Consider the following 20,499-nt stretch of genomic DNA (forward strand, 5'->3'; position numbering starts at 1 on the left):
CGCCTCAGCCCTGAACTTGCCAGTTTTCATCGCTGCCGCGGAGGACAACAGCATCTTCCACCCGCCGTCGCTTGACCACGAGTTCTTCCTCGAGGCAGTGGCGTTCGCCGGCACGCCGTTCGAACTGAACCGCATCATCCTGGTCAGGCTCCTCGCAATTGCGGTCCTGCTCCTCCTCTTCTGGCTCGCCCTCCGCAGCCCGAAGGTCATCCCCGGCAAGGGCCAGTCCCTCGCGGAGATCGCCATCGGCTTCGTCAAGTCGCAGATCGCAGACGGCATCCTCGGCGAGAAGCTCGGCCACAAGTACCTGCCGCTGCTCGCGGCGATGTTCTTCGGCATCTTCGCCATGAACATCACCGGCATCATCCCCGGCCTGAACATCGCGGGAACTTCCCTCATCGGCATGCCGATCGTGCTGGCCGTCGTCTCGTACGTCGCCTTCATCTACGCGGGCTTCCGCGAGGCCGGCCCCGGAACGTTCTTCAAGAACGCACTCTTCCCAAGCGGTGTGCCGTGGCCGATGTACATCCTGCTGACGCCGATCGAGTTCATCAACATCTTCATCGTGCGCCCCGTCTCGCTCGCACTGCGACTCTTCCTCAACATGATGGTCGGGCACCTGCTGCTCGTCCTCACGTTCAGCGCGACGAACTTCTTTGTCATCCAGTACTCGCTGCAGGGCCCAGGCGGTCCGCTCGACATGCTGTTCGGCATCCCCACACTGCTCGGCGGCTTCGTCATGACGCTCGTCGAGATCCTCGCGGCGGTCCTCCAGGCCTTCGTGTTCACGCTCCTGACCGCGGTCTTCATCCAGCAGGCCGCTGCCAAGAGCCACTAAGACCCACCTGACTCACGCGAAGCAACCTGCTTCACCACCCATACGGAAGGAAACCCCTGTGGAAACCACCACGCTCGCCGAGATCTCCGGCAACATCGCTACCGTCGGCTACGGCCTCTCTGCAATCGGCCCCGGCATCGGCATCGGTATCGTCGCCGGCAAGACCGTCGAGGCCATGGCACGTCAGCCCGAGATGGCTGGCCGCCTTCAGGTCACCATGTTCCTCGGTATCGCCTTCACCGAGCTGCTCGCCTTCATCGGCGTGGCAACGTTCTTCATCTTCCAGTAAGCGGGTCCGCACATGAGCACTTTCGCACTGTCGGCGGCTACGTCGACTCTCGCAGCGGAAGAAGGCGGCAACGTCCTTCTCCCCGCTACGTATGACATCGTCTGGTCGGCGGTCGTCTTCGTTGTGCTCGGATTCTTCTTCTGGAAGTTCGCCATCCCGGCCCTGCGCAAGGTACTCGACGAGCGCGAATCGCAGATCGAGGGCGGTATCCGCAAGGCGGAGATCGCCCAGGCCGAGGCCGCTGCCAAGCGCGACGAGAACGAAAAGCTTCTTGCCGCCGCGCGAACCGAAGCTGCGGAGATCCGCGAACAGGCTCGCGTCGACGCAGATCAGATCAAGGTCCAGAAGAAGGCCGAGACGCAGGCTGAGCTCGACCGCATGACCGCTTCCGCGAAGGCACAGATCGAGGCGGAGCGTCAGACGGCGATCGTCTCGCTCCGCGCCGAGGTGGGCACGCTTGCACTCGACCTCGCTTCCGGCGTGGTCGGGGAGAGCCTGCGCGAGGACAGCCGCTCGACGGCTTACGTCGACCGGTTCCTGAGCGAGCTCGACAACGACCAGAAGGCAGGAACGCACAGCTGATGGGAAGCGCGACCAGACACGCACTGGCAGCCCTCAAGAACAGCGTCGACGGCTGGGGCCAGGCAGAGCTTCGGGATGCTGAGCAGGTGTTCGCCGCTGTCAACGCAGCGGGCGCCAACCAGCACCTTCTTGTTGCACTGTCGAACCCTGCCGCCGACGTCAGCGCCAGGCGCGAGCTCGCGGGGAGAGTCTTCGGCGCTCACCTGAGCCCGCGTGCGCTGCAGCTCCTTCAGGAAGCTGTCAGCCAGACCTGGTCGAGCAACCATGAGTTCGCACTCGGCCTGCAGGAACTCGCAGTCCGTGCCACCGCCCAGACTGCGGGAGAACAATCGGCTATCGCCGCGGAGCTCACCACGGTCGCGGACACGGTCAGCGCCAACCCGGAGCTCGAGCTCACGCTCGGGTCGCGCCTCGGAGACTCGGCTGTCAAGTCGCAGCTCGTCGAGCGTCTCTTCGCGGGCAAGATCAGCGCGCCCAGCCTGCTGATTCTGCGCGAGCTCGTCGGCAACCCGCTCGGTCGTCGCACTCGTCGCCTCCTGACCTGGGCGGGCGAAGTGGTTGCTGATCAGGCCGGCCGTTCAGTCGCAACGGTCACGGTCGCGAGCCCGCTCGCTCCCGAGCAGCTTGCGAAGCTCGAGGCGGGACTGACGCGTCGCTTCAACCGACGCGTCTCCGTCACGACGGTCATCGACCCGAAGATCATCGGCGGCCTGCGCGTGCAGCTTGGCGATGACGTTATCGACGACAGTGTCGCCGCTCGACTCAACAACCTCCGCCTGCAGCTCGCCTGAGCCTCACGCACTGAAACTCTCGGGGCGAGGCCCCGGACGACAAGGGAAGAACATGTCAGAACTCACAATCAATCCGGATGAGATCCGCGACGCGCTTCAGCAGTTCGCTTCCTCATACCGTCCGGAAGGCGCCACGGCGACCGAGGTCGGCACCGTGGTTGACGCCTCGGACGGCATCGCGCACGTCGAGGGTCTCCCTGGCGTCATGGCCAACGAGCTCATCACCTTCGCGGATGGCACACTCGGCCTCGCGCAGAACCTCGACGAGAGCAGCATCGGCGTCATCGTCCTGGGCGAGTTCCAGGGCATCGTCGAGGGCATGGAAGTCCGCCGCACCGGCGAGGTCCTGTCCGTTCCCGTCGGCGAGGGCTACCTCGGCCGCGTCGTCGACCCGCTCGGCAACGCAATCGACGGACTCGGCGAGATCGCCACGTCCGGCCGTCGCGCTCTTGAGCTCCAGGCGCCCGGCGTCATGGACCGCAAGTCGGTGCACGAGCCGCTCGAGACCGGCATCAAGGCGATCGACGCGATGATCCCCGTTGGCCGTGGCCAGCGCCAGCTCATCATCGGCGACCGCCAGACCGGCAAGACGGCGATCGCGATCGATGCGATCATCAACCAGAAGGCCAACTGGGAGTCCGGAGACGTCAACAAGCAGGTGCGCTGCATCTACGTTGCCGTCGGCCAGAAGGGCTCGACCATCGCCTCCGTCAAGGGCGCGCTGGAAGACGCCGGAGCCATGGAGTACACGACCATCGTCGCGTCCCCCGCCTCCGACCCCGCCGGCTTCAAGTACCTCGCTCCATACACGGGCTCGGCCATCGGCCAGCAGTGGATGTACGAGGGCAAGCACGTCCTCATCGTCTTCGATGACCTGTCGAAGCAGGCTGAGGCCTACCGTGCCGTTTCGCTCCTCCTGCGCCGCCCGCCGGGCCGCGAGGCCTACCCGGGCGACGTGTTCTACCTGCACTCCCGCCTCCTCGAGCGTTGCGCGAAGCTGTCCGACGCGATGGGAGCAGGTTCGATGACCGGTCTTCCGATCATCGAGACCAAGGCCAACGACGTCTCGGCGTACATCCCGACCAACGTGATCTCGATCACCGACGGCCAGATCTTCCTGCAGTCCGACCTCTTCAACGCCAACCAGCGTCCAGCGGTCGACGTCGGTATCTCCGTCTCGCGAGTCGGTGGCGACGCGCAGCAGAAGCACATCAAGAAGGTCTCTGGAACGCTCAAGCTCGAGCTGGCCCAGTACCGCTCGCAGCAGGCATTCGCGATGTTCGCGTCCGACCTCGACGCGACGACGCGCAAGCAGCTCGAACGTGGCGCACGCCTCACCGAGCTCCTCAAGCAGCCGCAGTACTCGCCGTACCCCGTCGAGCAGCAGGTCGTCGCGATCTGGGCTGGCACGAACGGCAAGCTGGACCTGGTCCCGGTTGACGAGATCCTGCGCTTCGAGCGCGAGCTCCTCGAGTACCTCGAACGCAACACCGACGTCCTCGGCCTCCTCCGCGACAGCGGAAAGCTCGAAGACGACACGCTGAAGGCCATGGCCGACGGTGTCGACGCCTTCTCGAAGACGTACCTCAAGAACGACGGAACTCCGCTCGTCGCTAGCGCCGAACAGGTCGCCGCTGACGAGATCGAGCAGGAGAAGATCGTCAAGAAGCGCCGCTAGGCGCCCTCGACGACTTCGACGACGAGCACAGGAGAAGCATGGGAGCACAACTTCGGGTCTACCGGCAGAAGATCAAGTCTGCCCAGACGATGAAGAAGGTCACCCGCGCCATGGAGCTGATCGCCACTTCGCGCATCACCAAGGCGCGGAAACGCATGGCCGAGTCGAACCCGTACGCGCAGGCGATCACCGAGGCAGTCTCGGCTGTCGCCAGCTACACGGACATCGATCACATCCTCGTCACCGAGCGTGAAGAGGTCCGCCGTGTCGCGGTCGTCGTCTTCACGAGCGACCGAGGCCTCAACGGAGCCTTCTCCTCGAGCGTTCTGCGCGAGGCCGAGGGCCTGACGAACGCGCTCGAGGCTGAGGGCAAGGAAGTTGTCCACTACCTCATCGGTCGCAAGGCAGTGGGCTACTTCGCCTTCCGCAAGCGTGCGAGCGAGAAGCAGTGGACGGGTTCCACCGACCTCCCGGTCTTCCAGACCGCGAAGGAGCTCGGCGAGGCACTGGTAGAGCGGTTCACGATTCCGTTCGAAGAAGGCGGCGTGGAGGAGATCCACTACGTCTACAACCGGTTCCAGTCGATGGTCACGCAGACACCGACCGTCGTGCGGCTCCTGCCGCTCGAGGTCGTCGAAAGCGACGATGTCGCCGAAGAGGCCCCGCTGCTCCCGCTGTACGAGTTCGAGCCGGATGCGGAGACGGTGCTCCACGCACTGCTCCCCGACTACATTCAGGCGCGACTCTTCAACGCCATGCTGCACTCCGCCGCATCCGAGCACGCTGCCCGCCAGCGCGCCATGAGCGCGGCTTCCGACAACGCAGACACCCTGGTGCGCGACTACACCAGGCTCGCGAACAACGCGCGCCAGGCAGAGATCACGCAGCAGATTTCCGAGATCGTGGGCGGCGCGGACGCGCTCGCAACCGCATAACCGCGCGAACACGCAAGAAAAGGACAAGACATGACGACGCACATCGTCTCCGACAGGGAAGACACGAAGGCTCCGGCCGGTGTCGGCCGGATCGCCCGTGTCACGGGTCCCGTTGTCGACATCGAGTTCCCGCATGACGCCATCCCCGGCATCTACCACGCGCTCGAGACCGAGGTCACCCTCGGCGACCAGTCGCTCAAGCTCACGCTCGAGGTTGCACAGCACCTCGGCGACGACCTCGTCCGCGCCATCGCGCTCAAGCCCACCGACGGACTTGTCCGCGGCCAGGAAGTCCGCGACACAGGTGCACCGATCTCGGTGCCCGTCGGCGACGTCACCAAGGGCAAGGTCTTCAGCGTCACCGGTGAAGTGCTCAACGAGACCATGCTCTCGGAGCCCTACGAGATCACCGAGCGCTGGCCCATCCACCGTGAGCCCCCGGCCTTCGACCAGCTCGAGTCGAAGACGGAGCTCTTCGAGACCGGCATCAAGAGCATCGACCTGCTCACCCCGTACGTTCAGGGTGGAAAGATCGGCCTCTTCGGTGGAGCCGGTGTCGGCAAGACGGTCCTCATCCAGGAGATGATCCAGCGAGTCGCGCAGGACCACGGCGGCGTCTCCGTGTTCGCCGGCGTCGGTGAGCGCACGCGTGAGGGCAACGACCTCATCTACGAGATGGAAGAGGCAGGCGTCTTCGACAAGACGGCGCTGGTGTTCGGCCAGATGGACGAGCCGCCGGGAACTCGACTCCGCGTCGCGCTCTCAGCTCTCACCATGGCTGAGTACTTCCGTGACGTGCAGAAGCAGGACGTGCTCCTCTTCATCGACAACATCTTCCGCTTCACGCAGGCCGGTTCCGAGGTCTCCACGCTGCTCGGCCGTATGCCGTCCGCCGTTGGTTACCAGCCGAACCTCGCCGACGAGATGGGTGTGCTCCAGGAGCGCATCACGTCGACGCGTGGCCACTCGATCACGTCGCTCCAGGCAATCTACGTGCCTGCTGATGACTACACCGACCCGGCCCCCGCCACGACGTTCGCGCACCTCGACGCCACGACTGAGCTCTCGCGCGAGATCGCGTCGAAGGGCCTCTACCCGGCCATCGACCCGCTCACCTCGACGAGCCGCATCCTCGACCCCCGCTACCTGGGCGCAGACCACTACCGGGTCGCGACCGAGGTCAAGCAGATCCTTCAGAAGAACAAGGAACTGCAGGAGATCATCGCGATCCTCGGCGTCGACGAGCTCTCCGAGGAAGACAAGATCACCGTCTCCCGCGCTCGCCGCATCCAGCAGTTCCTCTCGCAGAACACCTACATGGCGAAGAAGTTCACCGGTGTCGAGGGTTCGACGGTTCCGCTCAAGGAGACCATCGAGTCGTTCGACGCCATCGCCAAGGGTGACTTCGATCACGTCGCCGAGCAGGCGTTCTTCAACGTCGGTGGAATCAACGACGTCGAAGAGAAGTGGGCTCAGATGCAGAAGGACAACGCATAGTCATGGCAGGCAAGGGCGAACTGACCGTCAAGGTCGTTGAAGCAACCAAGCTCGTCTGGGAAGGCAGCGCGACCATGGTCGTCGCTCGCACTTCTGAGGGCGAGATCGGAATCCTCTCCGGCCACGAGCCTGTGCTCGCTGCCCTGGGTGCCGGCCAGGTTCGCATCACGGCCTCCGACGGATCGAAGATCGTCGCCAACGCTGAGGGTGGCTTCCTCTCGGTGAACAGCGACGTCGTCACTGTCGTCGCTGGCGAGGCTGAACTCGTCTCCGGGGAGTGACCGAAGGTCTCCTGCTGCTGTTGCCGCCGTCCGAAACCAAACGGGACGGCGGCAACGCTGCGTTTACGGGTGAATTGGTCGAGAGCCCCGAGGCAGGCGGGCTCAGCTGGGCGAAGACGTTCACCGAGACTCGAGAACTCATCGCGAGCGAACTGCACCATCTCTCGCACGATCAGGACACGGCCCGCAAGGTGCTCAAGATCTCGGAGAAGCAGGCTGAGCTCGAGCTCAGCAGGAACCGCAACCTCCGCTCGGCGCCGCGTATGCCGGCACTGTTGCGCTACACGGGTGTGCTTTATGACGCACTCGACGCGCCGACCCTCACGGCTCAGCAACTCAGCTGGGCGGCACACCATGTCGCCGTCCACTCCGCCCTGTTCGGGCTGGTCGGCGGGGGAGAGGGCATCCCCGCCTATCGACTGTCTGCCGCTTCGAGACTCGGCGGCAGACCAGCGACAAGCCGGTGGACGCCGATCACGCGAGCAGCTCTTGCCGCTCACCAGGGACTTGTCGTTGATCTTCGCTCGAAGGCCTACGCGGCACTGGGCCCAGTGGACGCCGCAGACCGGCACGTGACCATCGACGTGGCCTCACGATCGCCAGATGGGACCGTGCGCTCGCTCAACCACTTCAACAAGCGAGGCAAGGGCCTCTTCACTCGAGGGCTCATCGCTCTTGCCGTGGCGGAGCCCGAGCGCGCTGACGCGCTCCAGGACGCCGCTGATCTCGTCGAGTTCTGCCTCGATGCCGGCTGGGAACTCGAATCAACGGGTGTCGGGACAGCCAGGCTCATCGTTCCAGAAGGGGCATGAGCAACACGCCTTTCCGGAGCTCCGGATATCGGGCCTCAGATGCCGGGCAGGTCTCCCCATCGACAAAGTCGGCAAAACGCCGCTAATTTATACAGTGTCTGCGATTTCTCACTCAAGCGCACTCCCTGCGCGTTGTGCAGACCCCATTGAATATCAGAAAGTGACTCCTCCATGGAATTCATCTCTTACGGCGATCAGGCCGCGGCAGGGATCGGCGCCCTAGGGATCCTCCTGTGGCTTGTCCTTGTCCTCGGTGCATACGCCCTTTCATCATGGCTCATGTCGAAGGTGTTCACGAAGATGGGCATCGAGGCGTGGAAGGCCTGGGTACCGGTCTACAACTCCTGGACCTTTGTCGAGGCTGCTGGCTTCCCGGGATGGTGGGTGCTCGTCGGCTTCATCCCCGGTGTCAACATCGCCCTCGTTGTGCTCCTGGCAATCGCCGCGTACCGCATCGGGCTCGGCTTCGGCAAGAGCGGCGTCTGGGTACTGCTCTACATCTTCCTTCCCATCGTATGGTTCGCGATCGTCGGGTTCGACAGCTCACGCTGGAACCCTGCGCTCATGAACCTCGGTGGTCAGCAGTACGGTCAGCCTCAGGGCGCTGTCGGCTACCAGCAGGGCGCTCCGGTGCAGGCCTACGGCCAGTCTCCCGCGCAGCAGCCATACGGCCAGGCTCCGGCGCAGCAGGGCTACGGTCAGCCTCCGGCGCAGCAGCCATACGGCCAGGCTCCAGCGCAGCAGCCCTATGGGCAGCAGCCTCCGGCCCAGCAGCCGTACGGCCAGGCTCCCGTGCAGCAGCCGCCGCTCGGCCAGGCCCCTGAGAACCAGCAGCCATACGGCCAGCAGGCGCCTCCCCAGCAGTAGCGCTTCAGCACTGAAACCCGAGAAGTCGGGTCACGAACACGGCCCGCGGATGTCAATCCGCGGGCCGTGTTCGTGTGTCCACTCCGTTGTCACAGGCGGGGTTGTGAGGTGTTCTCCACAGGGGCAGATCTGGTGCAGAAGATCGATTCTCTCCAGGCCTAGCTTCTCGGCATGGAACAGATTCGTCTCAGCACACCAAAACAGATCCTCGACGCAGTCCCGCGCCTTCTTGGCTATTCGCCCGTCGGCTCGCTAGTCGCCATCCCCCTCAGTGGGAAACGGGGAGGGGTGGTCCTGCGATTCGACCTTCCCAGCGCCTCGGGAAAACCGACAGTTCGCGCCACCTCCTATGCCAACTCCGTTGTCGGACATCTGGCACATCTGAAGAGCATCGAGCGTGTGGTCTTCGTGCTGAGCCCCGATCAGCCGTTTGGCGCCGGGCCGAGGCCCCCATTTTCCTGGCTCACCGAGGAACTCGTGGCGGCGGCGGAGAGAGCAGGAATCGAAGTTGTACTCTGCATCTGCCGAGCCACGGACGCCTGGGGTGTCTACGGCTGCGACGACCCCGACTGCTGTGACATCGGCCCGCGTGCTCTCGGAACGCAGCGGAGCTGGGTCGAGGCCGCAGCCAGGCCAATCGATGACTCGGTCGTCGCACCCGCATCGAGAAGGAGGCGGCTCGCCTTCGCTGAAGCCGACGAGCGCCATTGGCAGCTGCATGATGGCGAGGACGACCTGCCGTCGATGCGTCGAGGCTGGCTCACGATATTCGCTCCGGCGAGCCTCGCCGCAAGCCCGGATGACGCGAGACTCGCACGGCTCCTGTGCATGCTCAGGGGGCGTCATACTTCTGAGCTCCTGCTGGTGACCATCGCCTTCGGCGTCAGTCATGACCTGCTCTCGCTCGCCAGGGTCTGGGGTCCGGTCATGTCCGATGACGAAGAGCCGCAATTGCCGGAGTTTTCGCGCAAGCGCGTCCGTCGGGCGGTTGCTGTGCTGCGGGAATTGGCTGCGCTTGTTGATCTCGAGGACGAAGCCGGGCTCCTCTCTGGCCTCAGCTGGCTCGAGTGGGCCTCCGGCCGTTCGAGCGCCGCTGCAGCTTTTGCGAGGCGCGCGATTGCGGTCAGACCGGATGATTCCCTCGCCTCGAGCGTCGTCTGGCTCGTCGAACGGTGTGTGGTCCCGCCTTGGCTCTCGGTTGTCGAGGAGTGGAGCGAAGAACCCGAATCCACGTCGGCTGTCAGGCGTGAAGGCTGAGGCCTCCGGCGGGGCGCAAGCTCCGACGTCTCTGGCGGAGCCCGACGGTGGAGTGCTGCGCATCCCCGCCCCCGTCGCGGAGCGGCGAACCGTGCCATTCCCGCTTGTCATGGCCTTGGCGCCCGTTGTCGTGGCCGTGGTGCTCTGGCTCTTGCTCGGGTCACCCGCGATGCTCGCGTTTGCTGTACTCGGACCTGTCTTGGCCGTTGCCAGCTACTTGGAGGCGCGCCGTCAAACGCGGGCCGAGCACGCGAAGGCGGAGGCTTCGTTCGATCGTGAGTTGCAGGCCTGTATCCGTCAGGCGGGCCGGCGAGCCAGGGATGAACTCATTGCCCTCCAACGCTCGGCACCGGGAGCCAGGGCGGTCGTGGCCGGGACGCGCGTTCTGAGAGTCGAAGCGGTCAGCCTCGGCAACGGCCCGGTGAAGGCGCGCGTCCAGTTTCAGGGAGAGCTCGGGGAGCTGTCGAGATCAGCCCGTGCAGAACTGGATCAGCAGACAACGCACCAAGACGCGCCAGTGCTGGTGGACGCGGCGACGGTCGCCGTCACTGGCCCGCGTCAGCTCGTCTTGGCGGCAGGACGCGCGTTGGTCGTGCAGACTTTTGGTTCTCCTGCAGAGCTGGGTATCGCAGGCGGAGAGGTGGCGTCGTCGCTCGCCGACGAGCTCGACGCCGCTGGAGTGCCTTGGTTTTGGATTCGTGACGCGGCGGCTGCCGCCTCGGGCGCGCGTGGCCTACTTCTGGAGCTTGGCGGCCGCCACGTCCTGGGTCGCCAGGCGTTGAGCTCGACGTTGCCCTCGCCAGTGGTGCGCCTGCACGTCGAAGACACGTCGACAGCACGCGTCGAGCTCAGCCGCGGCGACCGGCTTTCGCTGCGGCCGGCTCTTGTCACCGCGGAGGAGTTGCGCAACTGTAGCCTCGGTGACCTGACCGCCGCAGGTGCAGGCAGGCCCTCAGGCGTACAGCTCAGCCGGGAGGTGCGGAACGAAACCAACGCGCGAGCGATGTCCGCCGCGGCTCAAGGGGATCGCGGTCGATCCTCGCTCTACGCCGTGGTCGGTACCCAGGGTGAAGCACCGTTCGGTATCGATCTTGTTGGCGCCGGGCCGCACGCCGTGATCGGTGGGACGACCGGGTCCGGCAAGAGCGAGTTGCTCATGACCTGGGTGCTTGCCATGACCGAGGCAAGGTCGAGCAGGGAGGTGCAGGTGCTCTGCTTCGATTTCAAGGGTGGGGCGACGTTCGATCCCATTGCCACGCTTCCGCACTGCGTCGGGATCGTCACGGACCTGGATGCGGAGGAGGCTCGCCGAGCGGCTATCAGCCTTGGCAGCGAAGTGCGCGAACGGGAGCTGTCACTTCGGCGTGCTGGAGTGCCGGACATCAGCCGACTGCCTGGTCTCGCTCGGCTTGTCATCGTCGTGGATGAGTACCAGGCGCTTGTCGACGCCGGTGCGGACCTGCAGGAGGTCTTCGCGGATATCTCGGCGAGGGGCAGAAGCCTCGGCATGCATCTCGTGCTCTGCGCTCAGCAGCCTGCGGTCGCCGTGCGGGGCGCAACGCTCGCGAACTGCGGTGTCCGCGTCTGCCTGCGAGTGATCTCGGACGCCGACAGCACCGCACTGATCGGCAATGCATCCGCCGCCCGCCTGCCCTCTTCCTCCCCGGGGCGCGCTCTGGTCGCGGCTGGTGATCGGATCACGGAGATCCAGGTCCAGCAGCGCGAGCGTCGCACCATCGCGCGGCTCACCGAGGCGGCTATCGAACGGGAAGCGCACCTCCGCCACGCCGCTCCCGGGCGCCCCTGGCTCCCGGCCTTGCCCCAGCACGTTGATCTGGCGGGGCTCTCGATGAAGGGGAGTGGCATCCCGTTCGGCCTACTCGACGACACCGTGGAACGACGGCAGTCGTCGGCGACCCTCGACACCGCCTTGGGCGCGTTGATCGTGATCGGTGGCCCGCGCACGGGAAAGTCGGCCTGCCTGGCCGTGCTCGTCGAGGCTGCCCGCGCCGCTGGTGGGCCTGAGGTCGGACGTGCAACCGTGCTCGATTCGAACGTTGAGCGGGCCTGGGATCAGCTCTTCGCGGAGGACCTCCAGGCGCGGCGGGGGCTCCTGGTCATCGACGACGTCGACGCGCTCCTCGCAGGCATCGACGAGCCGCACAGAACCGCAGTGACCGATCAGCTGGTGCGTCTCATCAGGAAGTCGGCGTCCGCGTCGCCGGCGCTGGTGCTCTCCCTGACGAGGGTGAGCGGCGCCACCGCCCCACTTGTCGCGGCTGTGGCGCAGACGCTGCGTCTTGTCGGAGGTGACCGGGCCAGTTTCGTGATGGCAGGCGGTGAGGGCAGTGAACACCGTGCCGATGCTCCGCCAGGACGCGCAGTCTGGCGGGGCCTCTCGTGTCAGGTAGCCCGAGCGCGCCAGGAGCTTCCGGCACTGAGTTCGGCAGTGCACGCATCCTCGAGCGTCCCAGCGCCAGCGCCTCAACCGGTCGAGGGCCTGAACGAGAAGGCGAGTGGGATGGGTCGCGAGCTGCTGGTCGTCGCGCGCGGGCGAGCATCAATTCGCCACCTCCTGGAGGCGCGGAGCTTCCAGTGCGTCGATCTCGCACACTGGCGCACAGGGATCGCGAGCGCAACGTCGGAGGAGGCGGGCGAGCAACGAGACCCGGCCGGGCGGCGAGCGGTTGTCGGTGACCTCGAGAGTTGGCAGTCGCAGTTCGGGGCGCTCTCGAGGCTTTCCACCGATCACCGCGTCCTGCTGTCAGGGGTGACCCCAGGGGAGCACCGTGCGATCTTCAGAGGCGACCCGCTGCCTCCGCTCACGACCGATCCATCGCGCAGCGCCATCCTGCGTGACTGCGAAGGCGGCATGACGCGCGTCCGCTGGGCTGACTCGTGGCCAGCCGACGTCTGAGGCGGTGGTCGGAGATCTACAAGCTGGTGGGCACGCCAGCGCCGACCATGATCTCGCCGACGAGGACCCCACCGCCGAGCACTTCGAGCCCGAGACGAGGCAGCAGCTGCTGGACTCGACCGACGTCCACCGCCCCCGCAGCGACAAGCAGTTGCAAGCCGACGAGAGTCGTCCCGCGGTTGGACCCGTCGAGCATCTTCAGCGCCACGGCCGTGCCGTCCGGCGCCGCCAACAGCAGCACACCTTCTGCACCTGACTTCGCCAGGACGCCGAGCTCGGAGATGACGAGCGAGTTCGGCCGGCCGTGCCCTTCGATGAGCCACCCGTTCGAGAGCACCGAGCGCCAGACGGCCGCGGCTGCCTTGAACAAGGGGAAGGGTGAGGACCCGCTCGCCGTGGCGAGTCGGCTGGCTGCCGCGGCCAGCCCGACGAGGCTCACCGCGAAGACGGGCGCGCCGCAGCCGTCGATGCCAACCGCGCTCGGGCGCTCCCGTGTCATACGCTCGACCGTGTCCCTGATGGCAACTTGGAGCGGATGCTCCACGGCCAGGTATCCGTCGGTCGGCCAGCCCTGCGCGACGCATGCCGCAAGCATCGCAGCGTGCTTTCCACTGCACTCCATGTACACGGCTGAGGAAGCTTCGCCGGCGCGAACCAGCGCGTCACGGGAAGCGCGATCCTTCGGCCAGGCCGCGGGGCACGCCAGTGCTCTGTCGTCGAGTCCGCTCGCGTGCAGGATCTCCCGCACGTGCGCGACGTGCGCGGGGGAGCCCGAGTGGCTGCCGCAGGCGATCGCGGTCTGCTCGTCGGTCAGTCGTGCGCCGAGCGCCAGCGCGGTCTGCGCCTGGAACAGTTTGAGCGTCGACCTCGGAAAGACGGGCTGATGTCCGTCGCCGAGTTCGGCGCGGACTGTGGCGTCCGGGCTGGTCAGCACCGCAGCACCCACGTGCCTGGACTCGACGAATCCCGAGCGGACGACAACTGCGAGTTCGACGGCGGCTGCGGCCTGCAGCGTTGATGCTTCGCTCATGATCGGGCAAGCCTACGCGGTGGCCGGCGTGCGCCTCTCGCACGCACTCGGCACGGCGGGAAGGCGGATCGACAGCAAGTGCCTGGCTCAGCAGGTCTACGCTTGACCCCCGTGGAATCTGTCTTGCTCTTCATCGTCGGCGTGCTGGCCGCAGTCATCGGCCTCGCGGCGTCAATCGCGCTGCACGAAGTGGGTCACCTGGTCCCAGCCAAGCGATTCGGGGTGCGCGTCACGCAGTACATGATCGGCTTCGGACCGACGCTATTCTCGCGCAGGCGAGGAGAGACGGAGTACGGGGTCAAGGCCATCCCTCTCGGCGGCTACGTAGCCATGATCGGCATGTACCCGCCCGCCAAGGCCGGGGAAGCGGCCCGGACCGGTGGCACAGGGTTCATGTCGAGCATGATCGACGACGCGAGGCTCGCCTCCGCCGAGGGGGTGGCGCCGGGTGAGGAGGCCCGCACATACTCGTCGCTCCCGGTCTGGAAACGGATCGTCATCATGGCGGGAGGCCCCGCCATGAATTTTGTCATCGCCATTCTCGGGTTCATGATCGTTTGCTCGGGCTTCGGTCTCTACCAGCCCAGCACGACGGTCGGCACCGTCTACGAGTGCGTCGTACCGGCTGGGGCGGCCGCTCCGACCGAGGGGGAAGCCTGTGAGACCCCTGCACCCGCGTTCGAAGCCGGGCTGCGGCCCGGTGACAGGATCACGAGCGTCGATGGCGTCGCGGCCAGCACCTGGGATGTGCTCCAGGATGCGATTCGCGTGAGCCCAGGAGAGCCGATCTCGCTTGGCGTCGACCGCGCTGGGGAGCAGTTGCAGCTCGAGCTCACTCCGCGCGTCAACACGGTCTACCAGCTCGACGACCTGACGGGAGCTCGAGTTGAGTCCGCCGACGGCTCCTACGTGACCGAGGAGGTCGGGTTCGTCGGCATCACGCCAACGCAGGAACGTATGAGGCAGTCGCCGCTGTACGCCTTCACGATGGCCGACGCGAACGTACGCGCGGTTGGGAACTTCCTCGTCACTATCCCGGAGCGCATCGTGGAGATGTGGAACGCGGGCTTCGGAGGCGCCGAGCGCGACCCGAACGGCCCCATGAGCGTCGTGGGGGTCGGGCGGATCACGGGCGAGGTGGCGGCTGAGACCAGCATTCCGGTCATCGACAGGGTCGCGACGATCGTCCAGCTGGTCGCGTCGGTCAACATCGCCCTCGGCGTCATCAACCTCGTCCCGCTCCCGCCGCTCGACGGAGGGCATATCCTCGCTGCGCTCATCGACGGCATCCGTCGCAGGCTGGCGAAGCTCCTCGGTAGGCCAGACCCGGGACCTTTCGATACAGCGAAGCTCTTGCCCGTGACGCTGCTGATCGCCGGGTGCCTTATGGCGATGAGTGCGCTGTTCATCTACGTGGATATCGTGAACCCCATTCGCCTGTTCGAGTAGCGCCTCGACGGGCACACCAGCAGCCTGAAAGCAGCGGTCGAGCGGGATCACTACGCTTTCCCTTGGCATTCATCGAAGTGCACGAGACGAGACCAGAAGAGTCGGCAGGCGAGTCCAGCCGCAGGAAGAGGGATCCGTGACGATTGTCGGCGGTCAGCAGCTCAAGCTCAGCCAGCAGGAGCTCCAGGAAGCGGGTCGGTCAATTGGGGCCGTCTCGCAGGCCTTCGCGCACAAGGTCGTCGGGCAGACACAGCTCCGCGAGACCCTGCTCGTCGGGCTCATGTCCGGGGGACACGTCCTGCTCGAGTCCGTGCCAGGGCTCGCCAAGACCACCGCCGCTCAGACCCTCGCGCAGTCCGTGCGCGGCTCGTTCAGCCGCATCCAGTGCACGCCAGACCTCCTGCCCTCGGACATCGTGGGCACGCAGATCTATGACGCAGCGGAGCATCGGTTCTCGACGCAGCTCGGGCCCGTGCACGCCAACTTCGTGCTGCTCGATGAGATCAATCGCTCGAGTGCCAAGACCCAGTCGGCGATGCTCGAGGCGATGCAGGAGCGGCAGACCACCATCGGCGGCACGCTCTACCCGCTGCCTGACCCGTTCCTCGTGATCGCGACGCAGAACCCGATCGAGCAGGAGGGCACGTACGTGCTGCCAGAGGCGCAGCTCGACCGCTTCATGCTCAAGGACGTGTTGGAGTACCCGAATCCCGCCGAGGAGGCCGAGATCCTTCGCCGTATCGACGAGGGCGTGTTCGAGCACGGGGAGCCGGCGGCCGTCGGGCTGCAAGACGTCACGCGTCTGCAGGAGCTGACCTCCCGTGTCTACGTGGACAAGGCGATCACCGAGTACATCGTCGGGCTTGTCTACGTCACGCGGCACGCTGGCGAGTACATCGCGCCGGAGCTCGCGAGGCTGGTGGAGGTCGGTGCGTCGCCGCGCGCCTCGATCAACTTCGCGAAGGGCGCGAGGGCAGTGGCGCTCCTGCAGGGCCGCGACCACGTTGTACCAGAAGACGTCCGCAGGCTCGCCCACCGCATCCTCCGTCACCGCATCATCCTCGGCTTCGAAGCGGATGCAACCGGCGTGCGCGTCGAGCAGATCATCGATGCCGTGCTCGGGGCAGTTCGCACTCCGTGACGATGTCAAACGAACGCCCCCTTCTCTCGAAGGTCAAGTCCAAGATGTTCCTGCACGCGCGAAGGCGCGTGCTGCATCTGCTTGATGGTCAGTACGCGTCCCACCTGCGCGGACGCAGCATGGACTTCGACGACCTCCGCGAGTATGTCGCTGGCGACGAGATCAAGGACATCGACTGGAAGGCGAGCGCTCGGACCGGGCAGCCCCTCGTGAAGCGCTACGTTGCGGAGCGGCGCCACCGTGTGCTGTTCGCCGTCGACGGAGGTCGGAACATGGCGGCTCTCTCTGCGAGCGGCGAGCCGAAACGGGAGGTGCTCGTCGCAGCCCTCGGGATCCTCGGCTACCTGGCTATCCGGCACGGCGACGACGTCGGCCTCGTCACGGGGACATCAGACGGGGTCCGGCAGCTGCCCTTCCGAAGCACGACCTCGGCGCTCGAGCGGATGCTCCACGCCGTCTACGACACGGTCGGCCTCGAAGCTGCGACGAGCGACATGAACGCGATCCTCGAACGCGTTCGTCTCACCGTCAGGCACCGTGCGCTGCTCGTTGTCATCGCGGACGAGTTCGACTGGGACGACGAGCGAGCGGCACTCGTGCGGCGGCTCGCGGCGCAGCATGAGATCGTGTGGCTGCAGATCACCGACGCGGAGCCGCACCAACGAGGCAGACGCGGCGAGCTGGCGTTCGACGTTGAGGGCAGCTGGGCGATGCCGAGCCTTTTCGGCGGCGACCGTCTGCTCGAGCGCGAGTTCGAGTATGCCGAGCAGAAGCGCACCATCGAGATGGAGCAGACCTTCGAGGCGAATGCCGTGTCGTACGCGGAGGTCGCGAGCGAGGCGGACGTCGCACCGGTCCTGCTCGGGCTCTTGAAAGCGAGGGCGAATGTACGCCGCTGACGTCCAGCCCCCGGAGGGCACCGTCATCCCAGTCATCGACTACGCGCAGTTCTGGTTGGTGCTGGGTTTCCTGATCTTGGCCGCCATAGTGGCCTACTACTTCCTCGTGGTCTTCCTGACTCGTCCCCGCCCTCCGAAGGCGGCCCCGGTGCTGCCGCCAGCGCGCCCGCCCGTCTACGCCCTGCAGCAGGAGTACCTGGAGCGGGTTGACGACGTTGCGCGCCGCGCTTCGGCTGGTGAGCTCACGCCACGCAGGGCGCACGCTGAACTGAGCGTGCTTGTTCGCGGCTTCGTGGCAGCAGTGTCGACCGTTCCGGCGGACAAGATGACGCTGACCGATCTCAGGCGCACCGAGCTCCGTGGCGTCTCGCACACGGTGGGCCAGTACTACCCGATGGTCTTCGGGGCGCACGACCCTAGCGGTGCCGAGGCCGGCGTCGCGGCGGCACGGGAGGTGATCTCGACATGGCGATAGCGATGTGGTGGATCAGCGTCTCGTTGATCGCCGTGGCGGTCACCGTGGCAGCCGTGGCCTGGTGGCGCGCGCGCAAGCGCGGGCGCTCTGGCGCGATTCCGGTGGCCAACTCGAGGCGTCTCACGAAGCTCCCGGCGTACCGCCGCGCGCTCCTGCGCTATTCGAGCCTCATGACGGCGGTCGGCGTTGTGCTCGCGATCCTGCTCGCGGTGACGAGCGTTGCGGCCGGGCGCTGGGTCTACCAGCGCGTCGAGTCGCCTGAGAAGTTCAACCGCGACATCGTGCTGTGCCTCGATATCTCAGGGTCCATGGTCGACTACGACGTCGAGGTGCTCGACAGGTACCTGGAGATGCTCCCCGGCTTCGACGGCGAGCGCATGTCGCTCATGCTCTGGGATGCGACAGCCGTGCAGCTCTTCCCGCTCACGGACGACTATGCGTTTGTCGAGACTCAACTGCAGCAGGTGAGGGACGAGATGGAGTCCGCGTCGGGTGGGTCCAACATCGAGTACTCGTTCGCCCAGGGCACGCAGAGTGCTGCGGGTGCCTCGCTCGTCGGTGACGGGCTGGCCTCGTGCGCCATGACCTTCGGAGACTACGACCCGGCGGCCGACGACGGCCGGTCACGCTCGATCATCTTCGCGACCGACAACGCGGTGAACGGCGATCCCCTTGTCTCGTTCCCCGAGGCCGCCGAGTACACGGAGCAGCGCGGTATCAAGATCTATGCGCTCGATGCGAACCAGTTCGAGGACGCATTTGCCGACCAGTTCCGCACGACGATCCTGCAGGCGGACGGGAGCTACTTCAAGCTCACCGACCCCGCAAGCGTCTCCGGCATCGTCGACCAGATCACGAGCGAGCAGACCTCGCTCATGGTCGGCCAGCCCCAACTGCTCATCACCGATCGGCCGAACGTGTGGCTCATGCTCATGCTCGTGTTCGCGTCGATCTACGTCGTGCTGGCATGGAGGCTCCGACTATGACCTGGAATCCGATCCTGCCGGCGTTTGCTCTGGTGATCCTCGCCATCCTGCTGCTGGGTTTCTGCGTCTTCGCGCTTGTCAGGGCGACCGATCGACGTCGGCGCATCAACTGGGTGCTGCGTCTCGCGGCCTGCGGGCTCATCGTGCTCGCGGCGTTCCGCCCAGGAATCGGCAGCGCCCCGGCGCCGAACCTGCAGAGCGAGGTCGACGTGCTCTTCGTCGTCGACACGACGGCCAGCATGGTCGCGGAGGACTGGGGCGGGGCGCCCCGACTCGACGGCGTCAAGGCCGACATCTCGGCGCTCGCTTCCGCGCACGAGGGAGCTCGCTTCGGCCTGGTCACGTTCGACGCGGCGGCAGTGCAGCGGCTTCCCTTCACCGCCGACACGACGGCGCTCGACGCGCTCCTGCAGACGTTGCGTCCGGAGGTCACGCAGTACTCACGAGGGAGTTCGATCTCGATCGCCGAACCACTCGTGAAGGACCTCCTCGAGGCCGCCTCGGAGGCCGAGCCCGAGCGGGCACGCGTCGTCTACTACCTGGGCGACGGCGAGCAGACGGCTGACACCGAGCCCGACTCGTTCAGTGATCTCGCGGGCTACCTCGCAGGCGGTGCTGTACTCGGATACGGTACGGAAGCCGGCGGCCCCATGAAGGAGACGGCGGGGACGCTGGAGACCGGCGAGCCGACCTACATTGTGGATGCGCAGGGCCAGCAGGCGCTGTCCGTCATCGACACGGCGGCCTTGCAGCAGATCGCCGACGAACTGGGTGTGGCCCTCGAGACCAGGGCGCCTGGCACGGAGGTCGTCGCCGCGGAAGTCGACAGCACGAGAGTGACACAGACCAAGGGAAGCACGGAGACAGCATTCGAGGTGTACTGGATCCTCGCGGCGGCGGCGTTCCTCTTACTGCTCCGTGACGTCTGGGAATCGGTGAAGCACTTCATCGAGCTCAGCAGAGCCAGGGGAGGGACAGCATGAGTCCTCGCGAGAAGAAGCCGAAAGGCGCACTCCCATCCGCTGCGGCTGCCGCGAAGCGCAGGAGGAGGTTCATCCTCTTCAGCATTCCGTTTGCGCTCATCGCTGCGGCCTTCGCGGCAAAGCTGATCAGCATGTCCGTCATCGCTGACCGCACAGTCGCGCTCTACTCCGAGCCCGACTACGAGGGCAGCATGAACTCGGCGCAGCAGCAGAAGTTCGTGAACATCCTCGAGAGCTGGAAGGCGCCGTACAACACGGGTACGTCCATGCTTCAGCTGGGGCTGCTCGATGAAGCACGCAGTGAGCTCGAGACAGCCCTGCCGTTGGCAGAACCCCCGCAGCAGTGTCCTATCCGCGCCAACCTCGCCATCACGATCGAGCGCCAGGGGGACGCAAGGCTCGCGGCGGACGACACCGCAGGCGCGGTGGCGCTCTGGCAGGAGGCGCTCGCCGTGTTGGATGCGCGCGACCCGAGCTGCGCATCCACCGAGTTCGAGCCGCCCGCGGTCGAATCGACCGAGCGCATCCAGCAGAAGCTGCAGCAGCAATCCGAAACGCAGGAGCCGAACGAGGGGGAGGAGCCCCCTGAATCGACCCAGTCGCCCGAGATGACCGAACTCGAGGAGAAGTTGCAGCAGAATCAGCAGGAACGGCAGGACGAGCTCGATCAAGAGCGCGGCGAGACAGAAGGTGACGCGTCCCACGACAAGCCGTGGTGAGAAGTGGCCGCACCGACATCGGTGCGGCCATAGGTCTGCTCAGCGGGACAGCACACGCGCCCTGGCACGACTA

At 66.0% G+C, this 20,499-nt stretch carries 20 protein-coding genes; 19 read left to right on the top strand and 1 reads right to left on the bottom strand.

Going from position 1 to position 20,499, the window contains the following annotated elements; genetic code table 11:
- Positions 1 to 10 precede the first annotated feature (10 nt).
- The 12 genes from atpB to C5B85_RS02275 all read left to right on the top strand — a co-directional run bounded on the left by atpB (position 11) and on the right by C5B85_RS02275 (position 12,744).
- On the top strand, positions 11 to 838 hold the full coding sequence (gene atpB, locus C5B85_RS02220) for a F0F1 ATP synthase subunit A (RefSeq protein WP_104284418.1): 828 nt from the start codon (positions 11 to 13) through the stop codon (positions 836 to 838).
- Positions 839 to 896: 58 nt separating this feature from the next.
- Complete coding sequence (gene atpE / locus C5B85_RS02225; protein ID WP_104241494.1) at positions 897 to 1,127, top strand: ATP synthase F0 subunit C; 231 nt, start codon at positions 897 to 899, stop codon at positions 1,125 to 1,127.
- A 12-nt stretch (positions 1,128 to 1,139) separates the two neighbouring features.
- Positions 1,140 to 1,709, top strand: coding sequence for a F0F1 ATP synthase subunit B (locus tag C5B85_RS02230; protein WP_104284419.1), 570 nt, complete (start codon positions 1,140 to 1,142; stop codon positions 1,707 to 1,709).
- Complete coding sequence (locus C5B85_RS02235) at positions 1,709 to 2,500, top strand: F0F1 ATP synthase subunit delta (RefSeq protein WP_104284420.1); 792 nt, start codon at positions 1,709 to 1,711, stop codon at positions 2,498 to 2,500. The genes C5B85_RS02230 and C5B85_RS02235 overlap by 1 nt, the downstream gene beginning before the upstream one ends.
- A gap of 52 nt (positions 2,501 to 2,552) precedes the next feature.
- Complete coding sequence (gene atpA, locus C5B85_RS02240) at positions 2,553 to 4,178, top strand: F0F1 ATP synthase subunit alpha (RefSeq protein WP_104284421.1); 1,626 nt, start codon at positions 2,553 to 2,555, stop codon at positions 4,176 to 4,178.
- A 38-nt stretch (positions 4,179 to 4,216) separates the two neighbouring features.
- Positions 4,217 to 5,113: a F0F1 ATP synthase subunit gamma gene (locus C5B85_RS02245; protein ID WP_104284422.1), complete on the top strand. Its 897-nt coding sequence runs from the start codon at positions 4,217 to 4,219 to the stop codon at positions 5,111 to 5,113.
- A 30-nt stretch (positions 5,114 to 5,143) separates the two neighbouring features.
- Positions 5,144 to 6,610 carry a F0F1 ATP synthase subunit beta gene (atpD, locus tag C5B85_RS02250; RefSeq protein ID WP_104284423.1) on the top strand — a complete coding sequence of 489 codons (1,467 nt, stop codon included), beginning with the start codon at positions 5,144 to 5,146 and terminating at the stop codon, positions 6,608 to 6,610.
- 2 nt (positions 6,611 to 6,612) lie between these two features.
- Entirely contained in the window at positions 6,613 to 6,891 is a 279-nt protein-coding gene (locus C5B85_RS02255) for a F0F1 ATP synthase subunit epsilon (protein WP_104253476.1), read from the top strand.
- A complete protein-coding gene (locus C5B85_RS02260; RefSeq protein ID WP_104284424.1) occupies positions 6,888 to 7,703 on the top strand; it encodes a YaaA family protein in 816 nt (271 codons plus the stop codon). Before C5B85_RS02255 ends, C5B85_RS02260 begins: the two co-directional genes overlap by 4 nt.
- Positions 7,704 to 7,874: 171 nt before the next feature.
- The gene (locus tag C5B85_RS02265) at positions 7,875 to 8,570 is read left to right on the top strand and encodes a DUF5684 domain-containing protein (protein ID WP_104284425.1); all 696 of its coding nucleotides are present in this window, start codon (positions 7,875 to 7,877) and stop codon (positions 8,568 to 8,570) included.
- A gap of 171 nt (positions 8,571 to 8,741) precedes the next feature.
- Entirely contained in the window at positions 8,742 to 9,827 is a 1,086-nt protein-coding gene (locus tag C5B85_RS02270) for a DUF4192 family protein (RefSeq protein WP_104284426.1), read from the top strand.
- Entirely contained in the window at positions 9,817 to 12,744 is a 2,928-nt protein-coding gene (locus tag C5B85_RS02275; protein WP_181064237.1) for an FtsK/SpoIIIE domain-containing protein, read from the top strand. The genes C5B85_RS02270 and C5B85_RS02275 overlap by 11 nt, the downstream gene beginning before the upstream one ends.
- Before the next feature lie 16 nt (positions 12,745 to 12,760).
- Here C5B85_RS02275 and C5B85_RS02280 read toward each other — a convergent pair whose 3' ends face one another.
- A complete protein-coding gene (locus C5B85_RS02280; protein ID WP_104284428.1) occupies positions 12,761 to 13,774 on the bottom strand; it encodes an asparaginase in 1,014 nt (337 codons plus the stop codon).
- 111 nt (positions 13,775 to 13,885) lie between these two features.
- Between C5B85_RS02280 and C5B85_RS02285 the strand changes: the two genes are divergently transcribed.
- The 7 genes from C5B85_RS02285 (at position 13,886) to C5B85_RS02315 (ending at position 20,426) form a co-directional block, all read left to right on the top strand.
- Positions 13,886 to 15,223 carry an RIP metalloprotease gene (locus C5B85_RS02285; RefSeq protein WP_104284429.1) on the top strand — a complete coding sequence of 446 codons (1,338 nt, stop codon included), beginning with the start codon at positions 13,886 to 13,888 and terminating at the stop codon, positions 15,221 to 15,223.
- 136 nt (positions 15,224 to 15,359) lie between these two features.
- The gene (locus C5B85_RS02290; RefSeq protein WP_374953075.1) at positions 15,360 to 16,364 is read left to right on the top strand and encodes an AAA family ATPase; all 1,005 of its coding nucleotides are present in this window, start codon (positions 15,360 to 15,362) and stop codon (positions 16,362 to 16,364) included.
- A gap of 2 nt (positions 16,365 to 16,366) precedes the next feature.
- Entirely contained in the window at positions 16,367 to 17,263 is an 897-nt protein-coding gene (locus C5B85_RS02295) for a DUF58 domain-containing protein (protein ID WP_104284430.1), read from the top strand.
- The gene (locus C5B85_RS02300; RefSeq protein WP_104284431.1) at positions 17,250 to 17,738 is read left to right on the top strand and encodes a hypothetical protein; all 489 of its coding nucleotides are present in this window, start codon (positions 17,250 to 17,252) and stop codon (positions 17,736 to 17,738) included. The genes C5B85_RS02295 and C5B85_RS02300 overlap by 14 nt, the downstream gene beginning before the upstream one ends.
- Positions 17,729 to 18,724, top strand: a complete 996-nt coding sequence (locus C5B85_RS02305; protein ID WP_104284432.1) for a VWA domain-containing protein — start codon at positions 17,729 to 17,731, stop codon at positions 18,722 to 18,724. Before C5B85_RS02300 ends, C5B85_RS02305 begins: the two co-directional genes overlap by 10 nt.
- Positions 18,721 to 19,707, top strand: coding sequence for a VWA domain-containing protein (locus C5B85_RS02310; protein WP_181064238.1), 987 nt, complete (start codon positions 18,721 to 18,723; stop codon positions 19,705 to 19,707). The genes C5B85_RS02305 and C5B85_RS02310 overlap by 4 nt, the downstream gene beginning before the upstream one ends.
- On the top strand, positions 19,704 to 20,426 hold the full coding sequence (locus C5B85_RS02315) for a hypothetical protein (protein WP_104284434.1): 723 nt from the start codon (positions 19,704 to 19,706) through the stop codon (positions 20,424 to 20,426). Before C5B85_RS02310 ends, C5B85_RS02315 begins: the two co-directional genes overlap by 4 nt.
- The last annotated feature ends 73 nt before the right edge of the window (positions 20,427 to 20,499 follow it).

This window comes from Pseudoclavibacter sp. AY1F1 (assembly GCF_002931075.1).
Classification (GTDB): domain Bacteria; phylum Actinomycetota; class Actinomycetes; order Actinomycetales; family Microbacteriaceae; genus Pseudoclavibacter.